Here is a 12,882-nt window from a genome sequence, read left to right as displayed (position 1 = left end):
TTTGTTATATGACGCTTACAGTTAAACTATTGACTGCTTTAAAATAAGAAAAACCATGAGTAATTCTATTTCTTTCATGAATTACTCACAGTTTTCAGTTAATCATTTTCTATCATAGATATTGTTAAATAAATTTTTTCCTACTTTTTGTTCCTACGTATAAACTGATTCCTAATAAAGCAATTCCTAGCACTACCAAAGAGCTTGAACTACTTTCTCCAGTTTCAGGAAGTTTACTTTTTTCTGAACTTACTGATTCTACATATTTAGTAGCGGTGGAAATAGCTTTTGGTTTCTCTACCACTGTTTCCACAGGATCTGTTATTTCCGCTCTCGAATCTTCTATGTCCAAAGGGTTTTCTTTACTTTCATTATTGTCGATATTTTGTTTTGTCTCCAAAATTGTCAGAGTAATGATCTTTTCTACATTGATTTTTTCTCCATTTAAATCAGTACCTTCAATATAGAATCTAATTTTATGAGTGCCAGCTCTTACTAAGGTATTTCCTAGAACTGTCACTTTGATAGGACTTCCAACAATTTCGTAACCAAAATTCAACCCTTCTGTATTCTCAAATTTTGCCCAGGATAAAATATCATTTTCCGTTAATTTATCTCCCACATACATTGTTTTATCGGATACTTGAATAGACGGTTTTTTGGTTACGATTGGTTTCGTTGTACTTGGTTCTGTTGTACTTGGTTCCGTTGTACTCGGCTCTGTCGTACTTGGCTCTGTTGTACTTGGTTCCGTTGTACTCGGCTCTGTTGTACTTGGTTCCGTTGTTATTAACACTAACGAGTTAAGCGCATAGTTCATTGAACTAATATAAACTGAGTAATCCAAATTATAATCTAGACACGCTTGAGCATTAGACACAGCGGTCTGTAGCTTAGCAATTGAAGCTTCGGTGTATAGGTGCGCATTCGCAATAGCATTATTTCCCTGATTAACTAAATTTTGTAATTCTGCTCGTAAAGTTGCATCATCATTCGTTACGCTTGGTGTTGTTTCATCCACTTGCACTGACGTAGATGTATTGTTTTCATTTACTGCTAATGATGGTGTTGTACTTGATTCAGTTGCTGGTACTGGTGCTGCTATTGACGTGCTTGATTCGGTTTCTGCAGCTGGTACTACTACTGATGTGCTTGATTTTGTTTCTACTGACTCCGCATTTGCAAATGACAATGGAGCTGATAGTAGAAATGGTCCGCATAATAATGTAATTCCTAAAACCCTTAATCTATTTTTCATAAGTATCTCCTTATTTATATATATTTAAAAAGTATAGAAGTGACGAGTGCTGTCTAAAGAATATGGTGAACTTCCCTCCTATTAAAAAATTATCACTTCTAACTACTTCCCCTAATTTTTATTATCTTATACACTTGTATGTCTCTTTTTATACTTGTTAAACTGTTACTGCGTTATTAGTCAAAAAGGCCAAATAAGCTATTCATTCTCATAATCTTTTTCATTGATTCTTTGGTTTGCATGTCTATTCACTCTAAATTCATTCATTTTTTCTACTAATTCTTTACTTGTACAATTCTTAGCTGATTGAAGACTAATATTTATTTGTCCTAATCCCATTGCTCTATTCATTTGAATTACTTCTTGTTGAATTTTGAAGGATTTCGCTAAGAGAAATTTGTTATCAACCAAATAGACTGAAACAACTACTTGCCCTTTTATTTGTTTTTCCTTGATTTTTTTTACTTTAGTCCATGGGATTAAAATGGGGTAAGTATCGAAGTGAGACAAATAATAATAAAAGCCTTGATCATTTAGAAGAACCAACTTCTTCCTTTTGAACAGTTCAACAATTGATACTTTGGAAAGTAAAAAAATGGAAATGCCTAATAAAAACAATGTTGATAAGAGATATCTATTTCGTTCATGTGACATGTCTAATGACAAGAGCACCGTAAAGAATAAAAAAAGAATTAGGAATAATAATCCAACTGGCTTTACCCTACTTTGATACACCACAAACTCTGTTCTTATTAGATAATTCTCCTTTCTTTATAGAATTTATTATGGCGAATACTTCAGCAACCAAATTTTTAATTGATTAGGATATCACCTGATTCAACTATTCTTAACAATTCCTGATCAACACGATACCCTTTACCCCAAATGGTATGGATTGCAGTTCCCTTTAATGGTGTTTTTTTGAACTTTATTTTTACGCGTGTAATCGTGCTTGAAAGAGAAGCTAAATGGGACTTGGTTGGTCCTTCTTTCCAAAGCTCTTGGCAGATTGCTTCTCTGGATACTATCTTGTTTCCAGCTTTTACTAGAATCGATACGAGTCTAGATTCTGTATGAGATAAATGCAACATAACATCATGATAAGCTGCCGTATCATCAATGTTATTTTCTGATATTTGTAATGAAGGTGCTTTAAGTAATGAGGCACTTCTAGAAAATTGAGAGAGTTTTTTTTCACTGAGACGCTCAACATTTTTCTCAGTTAGAGAATTCAATACTGATAAACATTCTCTCAATTCATCAAGAGAATCCTTGGTTGAAATAATGGCATTTAATAGACCTGTTTCTAAAAAATGCTGATCAACTTCAGTGACTTTTTTTTCAACTTTTCTAATAATCTTGAAAGACGAATCATTCAGTGCTGACGATAATCTTGCTACTTCTGATTCACAAATACTTTCACTAATGATTACATATTGAAAAACATTTAAAAAAATTGAAGTAGTTTCTTGATGTATCAATTCATCAAAAAGTCTTACTGAACAATACACTTCATAATTTAACAATTGTAGTTTATGTTGAAGCTCTTGTTCGATTAAAATATTCTTTGTTAAAATCAAAACCCTATCCATATACAAACCCATCCAATCTTTTCTCATAAAAGTAGTTAATTTTGCTTATTATTTAATAGCGCTCCTTTAGCAAGCCGTTCAACTTTTTGTTCCAAGTCTGTATATATATCTAATACCGTATCTTTCGACTCAGAAACCTCTAACAAAATTTTTCTTGCGCGATTACCGATTGTTTCCACTTCTAACTCAGCTTCATCAATTAGATGTTTTGCCTCGGATTGTGCTTCTTCAATCGTACGATTTGCCTGTTTTTTTGCAGAAAACAATACTTCGCCAATCTCTAATTGAATTTTTGTAGATTCAACTTTTAATTGTTCATTTTCTTTTGTCAGTTCCTCGATTTGCTTCTTTGCTTGTGCTAATTCTTCTGGAGAAAAAGATACTTCCTCTGATTGTTTGACAAGTAACTCTTCAAACTGCTTTAATTGTTGATTTTTTTGTTGGATGACTTCTTCTGTAGTTTTTAAACGTCTAGATAGTTCCGCTTTCTCAAAATGTATCGCCTCACAATTATTTTCTAACTCTTCCACTTTTTCGTTCAATTCATTTATAAGATCGGCGTTATCAGTAATCGATTGTCCTTCTTGCATGACTTCTATTTGTTTTTTTAATTGAAGGATTTCATCTTCTTTTTTTGTTAAGTCTATTCTCAACTCTTTATTTTTTTCGTCTAAATCGGCATTCTCTTTCCTGTCAGCAAGCTCTGCTCCCATCAAAGTGATTCTCTCTTGAGCTTGATGTAAAGCTTCATTCAACTCTTCTTTTTCTTCGCTAAGTTGTTCTTCTAAATGTTGCTTTTCCTTATTAAGTTCCTTTATATTACCCTCCATATTGACTAGTCGCTCCTCCAATTGCTTATTTTTGACGATATGTTGCTTCAATTGACCTCTCAATTCTCCGCGTTCTTCTTCTAATCGATTGACCTGCTGAATAATGCTCGTATATCTTTGAACACTCTCAAAGTGTTGTTTTTTCGCCTTCTTTAGTTGATTTTCAGAATCCAAAAGCAATGCTTTTTGCTTCTCACAATACTCATTTAATTGCTCGTACGCTTTTTGGGGTTCTGTTCTTTCTAGATTTAATTGTTCAAATCGTTCGTTGAGGGTTGAAATTTCTTTTTCTTGTTTTTCTATTATTTCGTTTGCTTTAAGAAGTTCTACTTTGTTTTTTTCATAGTTATCCTTGAATTGTCCAAATTCTTTTTGTTTTTCCTCATAGCTTGTAATTTCCTCTGTTAATTGAGTATTTCTTTGTTCCTGCTGTTCGATCCTTTCTTTATAAGTCGTTTCTTGGATTTTTTTTGATTGAAGTATCTTCTTATGAGCTTCTTTCAGCTCTTCCAGTTCCTTAGACAAACGACGATTATCAGATAAATAATCTTCTTGTCGCTGTATTGTTAAGTTGAGTTGTTCTTTTAAATGTTCATTTTCCTTTACTTGATCCTCAAGTTCTAACTGTTCCTGCTCTATCTCATCATTAGTAAACTCTTTTATTTCATCAATCAAATTTTTATTGAAAAACCAATTGTTTTTAGCCATCAACCTTTTCCTTTCCTCAATTCCGATTGAAATCTAAACTGTCCTTCATCATCTCTTATATAGCTTCCTTTATATAAATCATTTCCATTTTGGTCATTAATATTAATCTGTATTTCAGAAATATTTTTGATCTCTGAGATTTCCCTTATAAATGCAGAAATATTTTGACCAAGAATGACTAGATTAGCATTTCTAGATTCTACAGATCCTGTCAATAGAATAGAAAATGTATCGGACTCGCTACCTGATGAAAAAACAAAATTAGCTTTATCAATATATGGGTGAAGTTGGTTGGATATAGAATGTTCTACTTTTTCTTTATGTTCAATCGTTTGATTATTACTGACTAAATTTTTTTTTAACCCTATGCCTGACGTTGGATATTCTTCAAGTAGCGCGCTTGGAGTTCCCTTCTGTTTCATCGAGCGGACTTCAGATTGAAGCATACGATTATTAGTTGTTATATCTTTCATAGTTATCTCTAAGCGATAAATTGTAACAATGGATACTATAATTGATGCTGACAACCCAACCAATAAATAAATGAGACTCTTTCGTAACTCCTTCTGTTTGAATTGTGTCAGTTTCAATTTAAACAAACGCGAACTCTTATTGACTGAGACCCTATTCAATCGAAAATGAACCAGCATACGATACATTAAGAAAAGAGAAATGATTCCCATGATAAACAAACACCCTAATGTAATCACTCTCCTTGCCCCCTCCTACATGATTTACAATAATTACTCTAATGAGAAAACTTATATGTTATGTACAGCTCTAGAGAACAAAGAATCTTTTATTCTGAAGTTCTTTGTTCTCGCTTTTCTCATCAAGATACTTATTTAGAGGATGCAGATAACTTAGAATAATCAAAATAATCAAATTTGGATGCTTCTTCTGCTAAAACAACTTCATTCTTAGCTAACTGATCAACACGCGTCTTTAGCTCGTCATAAATGACCATTATTGCCTGTCGAGATTCGTCGACTTCAAATGAAATTTCTTTTGCTCGTTCTTGAATCGTTTGAATTTCCTCTTCAGAATGCTTGATAATTCGTTGAGCATCCAATTTGGCTTTCTCTACCATTCGATTCGCTTGCTTGCGTGCGGCTACCAAGACTTCTCCAATCTCATGTTGAGAATATTGTGCTTCCTGCTTTAGTTTGTCATTTTCTTTTTGAATAACCATAATTTGACGCTGCAGATCAGATACTACTTCACCCTCAATAGAAGAATCTCGCTGCTCCTCGAGTAATCGTTGAATCAACGCTTCTTTTTCTTGAATAGATTGTTCTCTTTCATTGAAACCTCTCTCAACTTGATGAATCGTTTCTTCCTTTTCCTGAATTGTTTGTTGGGCCTCTAGAAGCTGTTTCTCTATTTTCTGAACAGCATTTTGATGCTGTGAGTCGACAAACTTCTGTTGCATTTCAATTTCATGATACTTTTCCTTATACCTGTCCAATTCATTTTCGACAGTTTGATAATGCTCTAATGATGCATTTAGTTCCATTATCCTATTCTCAGCTTTATCTAATTTTTCTTTCAAATCACCAGACTTTTGATTTTCCTGTAAGCTTTGAATTTCTTTACGATTTTGACGGATTTCAGCTTCTAAATTTTGAATTTGGTGCCGATTTTGCGTTTTTTCTTCTCCATTTTTTAGAATCGTTTGCTTATAACTTTCATTTTCTCTAATAAGACGTCGCTTCTCTTCTTTTATGTCATTCTTATATTGTTCAAAAGCTTCTTCTTTTTCTGCTAATCGTTGCTTCAATTCTGCAACCTCATCATTTTTTGTATCAATAGTTGGCATCACAGGAGTGTTCACCATTACATCCTCTGGGACAGAATTAATTTCATCAATAATGTTCTTATTAAAAAACCAGCCATTTTTCTTTTGTTGTGCGTTCATTGTTCTCCCTCTTTCATCATTCATCCTCTTGGATTAATACAAAATTCTCAGTTGCATTTTCACGTGAGAATGTACAACTATACATATTTTTTTTATTATTGTCGTTCAACAAATTCATCTGAAAAGTAATCTGAGTTAACTTTTCAATATCTTTTGCTTCTTTAGCAAAGTTTTTTATATTATCTTTTATTTGTTTTTTATTTTCCTCACTTCCAGAGTTCCCAGCCAAAGCAATATTTAGTGTTTGAGTGGGAATATCTAAAACAATCAGTGTCGTTGACAGACCAAAGTAGGGAGCAACTTTTTCTGAAATATCATTCTCAATTTCATATTGTTTCTCTCGGTTTTCATCAGCAAATATTTGTTCCCAAGAATAGTCTTTTAATCCAATCCCCTTTTGCGGATATGCCTTAATAGGTAATTTAGTGTTCATCTGTTTTTGTTCTTTCTCTACTTTGTATAGCCTATCTCCAAGTGCATTGTTTTTTTCTTCCAAGGTATACAATTGCTTGTTCAATTGAAATGAACTAAACGTGCTAAGAGATAATGCCACTCCTAAAAATAGAGTCAAAAATAATAGCGCTGACACGTGTTTGCTTTGTTCAATTTGCTTCACATAATCAAGCTTTCTTTGAAAAGATAACGGTAAGTTTCGAGGTAGCCTCAATCTTTCTATTTGCCATTTGATGGCTATCCGTCGACAAGCTATTATGAACACTGCAATGAGCACTCCTACGCTAACCCAATTTACAATCACCACTTTTCTCCTCTTTTCACTTTATTTCTAGCCTTTTTTATTTTAATGTTGGAAAATCAAACTGAACTGTCCCTTCAATTGATTCCTTAGAAACAAAACCAAATGCTCGGCTATCCTTAGAAACATCGACATGATCTCCAATAGCAAAGTACATATCATTAGGAACAGTTGTTAAGTCTTTAAACTCTTCTGAAATTGAAGGTGACAATTGAAAAGTATAAGTTGCCTCAAAGTCATCAATACTCAAAACAATTCGATCATTTCGAATAAACAGTTTATCTCCTGGAATTCCAATCACTCGTTTAACAAATTTTTCTTTTTCACCATCAACTGAAAAGGCGATCACATCATAACGCATGATTTTCGCTTTCTTTTTTACTAGTACCATGTTTTTTTCTGTCAGCGTTGGCGCCATCGAAGTGCCAGAAATAGGATGAAGGCTGTATGTTTTTCTTACAAACTGTCCCGAGATAAACATGACAACTAACAAGAAAAGGGTCAATATAGTTAGAACAAGACTCTTAGTTACTGAACGTTTATAAGGATTCTCTGCTTTTTTTGCTTGACGTGATCGGACATTTGGCATAAATTACGGTATTCCTTTCCAATATTTTGCCTCTACTATTTCTATTTTTTTTGGATAGTAAATGCATCGTCTGACTTTTGCCGTGAGTATGTTTTATTAATTAGAATTTTATTTTTCTTACCTTCTGTATTCATTACTTTTATATGAATTTTCATTAATTGAGGAATCATTTCTACTTCTTGCACAAAGCACTCAATATTCCTTTCAATCAATTTCTTGTTTTCTTCCTCCTGAGTATTTCCTATCAAAGAGATTGACAATGATTTAGGTGACTTTTCTACATTAGTCAATACTCTTGATATACCAAAATATGGGCCCATCTTAGCAGCTACTTCTGTCTCAAGTTTCATTTGCGTTTTACTTGACCCCTCTTGGTCAAAAATTTTTGCCCATTCCAATTTGTTTAATTCAAGTCCTTCTTCTGGATACTGCTTAACCGGCATTTTGGAAATAAGCTGCTTTTGTTCTACTTTTAATGTGTGAATTTCTTCCTGTAATTGTTGAACTTGATTTTTTGTGTATATGATTTTATTTGAAAGGAGTATTATAATCGACAAAACTATGAATAAACTGATTATCATGGTTAGAAAATTATACTGATTGTATTTCCTTTGTTTTTGATCTTCAATTTTTTCATAAAAGCTTAGTTTTTCAAGTAATTCTGATGGAGAATTTTTATTATTTTTAATTTGATTTAACTTCTGTTGCTTCACCAATTGATGGAAAATAAAGATAAACATTATGACTAAAAGTACAAGGCATATCCCAATAGGAACAAACAACCAATTTCCACCTCTCTAAGTAATCTGTCTATTTTTTAGACCACAGGACTTTTACCATTCTCCCTTCGATCTGTTTATTAGATACAAAACCAAAGGAACGGCTATCATTAGAAATATCAACATTATCCCCCATGACAAAATAGGCATTCTCAGGAATTGTTGTTCGATTTCTTAATTCATTTGCGATGTCCTTCTCTAATTCAATCTGTATGGTCGTTTGAAAACTATTGCTAGTTCCTAAATCAAGAATCATCACATTATTTTGAATGATATAGGAATCACCTGGTTGGCCAATTATTCGTTTGACTAACAGGTCTCCATTTCGATGATCTGAAAAAGCAACAATGGCATATCTCTTTAATTCCTTTCTTTTATCTATCAGTACCCAATCTCCATTATTCAATGTATCTTCCATTGATTTTCCAGAGATTGGATGTACGATAAAAGTCGTGCGGATAAACACGATAATAAGACTCATAAGAATTAGACATGTTATAAATCCGATATTTATAGTCTTATTCTTCAATTCTGAAGAGTTCCCTTCCACATCACTTCGGCTCAATATAAGAAACAAGCGTTGATTTAGCGAGCTCATTATCTATCACTCGATAAGAAATAATTGTTCCACCAATCACATTGCTTTCAGATATTAAGATGCCGTTTGAAGTGACGGCTTCAACAAAAGCAACATGCCCATAACGTGGATCAGAACCCGCTGTTCCTGGAGAAAAGGAAATCAAATATCCCGCAGTTGGTGTTTGTGTAACTTTATGTCCTAAAGCTCGACCTTTGCTCCCCCACTCACCGCCATTGCCCATAAAGTCATCTACTTTTTTTCCTAATTGGGCTACACGATTATAGGCATACCAAGTACATTGCCCCACAGGATAAGAACCGGAAGAATTATAGTTTTTTCCATCATAATCTGGGAATTTCATTGCTGAACGATACTCTTCTGGTATGTTCTCTTTCCCTTGTAATACAGCGCCTGTTTGAGTCCCCTCCACACTTTTAGGAACGTCATATTGTGTTAAATGATACGCAGCAATCAACGAACTGATTTTTCTATTGTATGAAGTATCAGTCGCATATCTTCCTGTTAGTGCGTCAGCTGCTCTTAAATAGTTTTTCGCATTCGATCGCCATGCAGTTGAGTAGTAATTCTCATTTCCCTGTATTCCTGAACGGATCAGTGTAACGTAATCCCCTAAGGATTCTCCATAGCTGGAATAACTTCTAAATGCCGCATTAATAGAATGCATTTCACCACTACCATCATCTTCCTGCGTCGAAAAGTTTACAAAAGAGCCTTTAAACGTTCCTTTTATACCAAAAAGATTGTGGTAAGGAGCAATAGATAGCTGGCTTGTTCCTGAGCCGCTTTCTAGTATCGCTTGAGCGATCATAACTGATGCAAACACGTCATATTTCAGCCCTAAATCTTGTGCGTTATCGGAAATTTCCTCAATAAATGCAGCCGTTTGATCATTTGGTTGAAAATCCATAGAAGCCGGATAGTTTTTTTCTACTTCTTTTCCATAATCAGTTGCAGTTAGATCTATCATTTCGCTATACTGAAATAACGTTTCTGGTTCCTCCGACGTGAATTGTTCAATAACGACCTCTCCATAAGAGTCATCCTCATCCTTCTCTTTCTGCTCATAACTTAAGTAATGATCATCGCCTAAATACATGCCAACAAGAGTATTCTTCTTGTATAACAAGTCACCTGGTTCTCTTGTTTTACTGTTTGCCTTTTTAACATGTTCAAAATCCTCTCCGAATAATTTTGAAGTAAGTTGATTTAACAGCTTTTCTACAGAGTTAACCTGTGAATCGGTCTCTTTCTCTTTTCCAACTAATTTGATTCCTTCGAAGACGAGGATCGCTTTATTTTTGTTTTCAAATGTTCCTAAAAGAGGTAATTCGAATCCTTTCAAATCTGACTCTGCTACTTTGCTGACTTGAAGTGCTTCATCCAACTCGACTTTAGCTTCTTTAGAAGAAAGTACCGATGATTCGCTAGGGTGACTATAAGTAGGTAACATCGATTGTATATTCACAGAAAAGGGGCTTGGATCTGGAGATTGAACGACTGTTTGATTAGAACTACCAACAATTGATTCGGATTTCTGCTCTTTTTTTTCCGAGTTTGTAGTACCTTCGACTACTTCCGAAGACTCTTTCGAATCCTGTATTGAGTTAGAAGTTGCTGTTGATGACTCTTCAGGTCTACTACTTTGTGAAGAACTCATTTCACTTGTCATTGTTGTGCTACTCGATGTCGTCTCACTTGAACCACTTTCAGCAGTTGAAGTGCTTGTAGTCTCTGTCGTGAGAGTACTACTCGTTGACGTCGAAGAAAGCTCACTACTAGAATTGATTTCATTGCTAGATGTTTTCAGGTTATCTGAAGTTTCATTTGTTTTTGTTGGTGGGGCTGTCGACTGTAGGTCTTCTTCTTTTTGCTCAGCAGAAGGTACCACTTCTTCAATAGTCCCTTTTTCAGAGGATTCTTGTGCATTAACACTTTGAATGCTCTTACTTGAAGATTCAACAGTAGGACTATATTCAATCACGTTACTGGATTCTTCAACTATCGAAAGCTCGTCTGCTTTTAATTTTTCTCCAAATAGATTATGAATGGTATATGCACTAATCCCAAGAATGCATATACTCAATAGTTTCTTTTTCATCATTGTTCTCCTTAGCGCATTAGACTGAAAAATAAAATGGGTAATAAGAAAAATAGGAACATTGGAATAATTGTTTGCAATGGATCTGCTACAAATCTTGCAGCAATAGCCATTGAGAAACTATCAAATTCTGTTACAGGCTCCTTTTTTACTACTACACCGTTTGATTTTTTTTCGCTCTTTTTTAGATCCATCTGTTTCATTTGGTTTTCTGATGAATCATCCAATGGTTGAACGCCAGTTAACTTCCCTTGAACTACCCGACGATAAATAGTACCTATGTTTCCTTCACAACGAACCAAAGTTATTTTTGCTTCTTGCTCGTTTGATTTCTCTATATAAGACACTTCTATGTCTCTAACAACTTTGTTAAGATTTACCTCATAGATGTATATATCTCTGTAATCTGTTGCGTAAATCTTGTCTCCATTTTTTAGTTTTTCTATTCTGTGCAAGAGTAAGTCTTGATCATAAATATTATGAGCCAGCAATACATAATTATTTTTGCCTAACTGTTGATCCAATTTGTAGGTTGCTACTCCTGTTAAGAGGTTCTCATTTGCAAGTCCGGCTAGAATGGGGAGATTAATTTGTGCATCTGGAATTACTAATTTTCCAATTCCCCAATTATTGATCGTATCTTTTGTCACAGCCTTAGCATGTGCATAATCTGCTACACTAACGCTAGCAATTTGCTTTTCTTCATAATTAGCCGTACTTATTTTGTTTAAATTGTAGTTACTCAATGACTCCTCTCTACCTATATCCACGGCCGAGACCGTAGTCTCCTGCTGCATATGAGCATATCCATAGATTGCTACTGCAAGAACCGCTGACATAATAACAAATAGTAAAACAAAATATCCCTTTGTTACTCTGAAAAGCAATCTCAACCGCTTCCTAGCTTTTTCGACAACTTTAGGATTATCTGATCTAAATCGTTTCACTTGATAACGATAGATCGCGACTAAAATTAAAAATAGTAACAAATTGATTCCTATTGTTCCTAATACAATCGTTTGATAACTCCATAAGTTACGCTTTTTGATTCTCTTTTTCATAGCGTCTTTATAAGGAATTCTATGACCTGTAACAAGTAATCGATATGTATTAATTCCAGGCGGGGTACACGTTAGCAATGTCACTTGGTCTTTTCCAGGAACAATTTTTACTTTTTCAGCTTCACTCGGTAAAATCTCCTCAAAAGAGTCAATTTGATATGCTAATCGCTTTCCCAGAATGTTGATGAAAAAGAGATCTCCTTCAGTAAGATTTCGGATATCAGTAAAGAGAACTTGGTTCTTAACTCCACTGTGTCCAGTTATAACAGCTCTTGAATCTTTACCACCTATCGGTACAGATGACTCTTTTAAGTGCCCCAGGCCTTTATCCAATGTTTTAAAAGATGTTCCATGAAAGAAAGGCATTTTTTCAATATCAATAGCCGGAATATCAATGGTTCCCATTACCTTTGATTTATTTTTTAATACTGATTCATAAAGAATTGGTTCAACTTCTTTTCCTTGTTGCTTACCGAAAATATATTTGTTGTATTCTTTCGCTAACTTATACTGTTCTTCCCGCTCTTTTTTGCTCATTTGTTCGAGTGCATTATCATAAGCAGTAGAAGCTTGGCTTCGTTCACGATTCGCTAAATAATTACCAACGATTGGATACAAAAGAATAGCCACTCCAGAAAAAATCATTAGTATCGCAAATTTCATTAATAAAGAATGGGATTTTTTTTTTCGATTT

The 12,882-nt window shown here is 34.1% G+C and carries 12 protein-coding genes; all 12 read right to left on the bottom strand.

Translation table 11 applies throughout. The features are described 5' to 3' along the window. Window positions 1-124 precede the first annotated feature (124 nt). The 12 genes from JZO85_RS01620 to JZO85_RS01565 all read right to left on the bottom strand — a co-directional run bounded on the left by JZO85_RS01620 (window position 125) and on the right by JZO85_RS01565 (window position 12,851). Window positions 125-1,258, bottom strand: coding sequence for an LPXTG cell wall anchor domain-containing protein (locus JZO85_RS01620; RefSeq protein ID WP_207106753.1), 1,134 nt, complete (start codon window positions 1,256-1,258; stop codon window positions 125-127). Window positions 1,259-1,456: 198 nt separating this feature from the next. After that, entirely contained in the window at window positions 1,457-1,996 is a 540-nt protein-coding gene (locus JZO85_RS01615; protein WP_207106752.1) for an STM3941 family protein, read from the bottom strand. Between the two features lie 74 nt (window positions 1,997-2,070). After that, window positions 2,071-2,862: a winged helix-turn-helix domain-containing protein gene (locus JZO85_RS01610; protein WP_242550156.1), complete on the bottom strand. Its 792-nt coding sequence runs from the start codon at window positions 2,860-2,862 to the stop codon at window positions 2,071-2,073. A 23-nt stretch (window positions 2,863-2,885) separates the two neighbouring features. After that, window positions 2,886-4,388, bottom strand: coding sequence for a coiled-coil domain-containing protein (locus JZO85_RS01605; protein WP_207106751.1), 1,503 nt, complete (start codon window positions 4,386-4,388; stop codon window positions 2,886-2,888). After that, the gene (locus JZO85_RS01600) at window positions 4,388-5,098 is read right to left on the bottom strand and encodes a hypothetical protein (RefSeq protein ID WP_207106750.1); all 711 of its coding nucleotides are present in this window, start codon (window positions 5,096-5,098) and stop codon (window positions 4,388-4,390) included. The genes JZO85_RS01605 and JZO85_RS01600 overlap by 1 nt, the downstream gene beginning before the upstream one ends. Window positions 5,099-5,229: 131 nt before the next feature. Next, on the bottom strand, window positions 5,230-6,306 hold the full coding sequence (locus JZO85_RS01595) for a GumC domain-containing protein (RefSeq protein WP_207106749.1): 1,077 nt from the start codon (window positions 6,304-6,306) through the stop codon (window positions 5,230-5,232). Between the two features lie 16 nt (window positions 6,307-6,322). After that, complete coding sequence (locus JZO85_RS01590; protein WP_242550155.1) at window positions 6,323-7,063, bottom strand: hypothetical protein; 741 nt, start codon at window positions 7,061-7,063, stop codon at window positions 6,323-6,325. Window positions 7,064-7,100: 37 nt separating this feature from the next. After that, the gene (gene lepB / locus JZO85_RS01585; RefSeq protein WP_207106747.1) at window positions 7,101-7,649 is read right to left on the bottom strand and encodes a signal peptidase I; all 549 of its coding nucleotides are present in this window, start codon (window positions 7,647-7,649) and stop codon (window positions 7,101-7,103) included. 41 nt (window positions 7,650-7,690) lie between these two features. Next, window positions 7,691-8,431 (bottom strand): hypothetical protein, encoded by a 741-nt coding sequence (locus JZO85_RS01580; RefSeq protein WP_207106746.1) that lies wholly within the window; start codon window positions 8,429-8,431, stop codon window positions 7,691-7,693. 28 nt (window positions 8,432-8,459) lie between these two features. After that, the gene (gene lepB / locus JZO85_RS01575) at window positions 8,460-9,026 is read right to left on the bottom strand and encodes a signal peptidase I (RefSeq protein ID WP_277988913.1); all 567 of its coding nucleotides are present in this window, start codon (window positions 9,024-9,026) and stop codon (window positions 8,460-8,462) included. Then, on the bottom strand, window positions 8,980-11,127 hold the full coding sequence (locus JZO85_RS01570) for a glucosaminidase domain-containing protein (protein WP_207106744.1): 2,148 nt from the start codon (window positions 11,125-11,127) through the stop codon (window positions 8,980-8,982). The genes lepB (JZO85_RS01575) and JZO85_RS01570 overlap by 47 nt, the downstream gene beginning before the upstream one ends. A gap of 11 nt (window positions 11,128-11,138) precedes the next feature. Continuing rightward, the gene (locus JZO85_RS01565; RefSeq protein WP_207106758.1) at window positions 11,139-12,851 is read right to left on the bottom strand and encodes a sortase family protein; all 1,713 of its coding nucleotides are present in this window, start codon (window positions 12,849-12,851) and stop codon (window positions 11,139-11,141) included. Window positions 12,852-12,882 lie beyond the last annotated feature (31 nt).

Origin of the sequence: Candidatus Enterococcus murrayae (assembly GCF_017315985.1) — a bacterium.
GTDB lineage: Bacteria > Bacillota > Bacilli > Lactobacillales > Enterococcaceae > Enterococcus_A > Enterococcus_A murrayae.
This window is presented reverse-complemented; position numbering and strand designations above follow the sequence as displayed.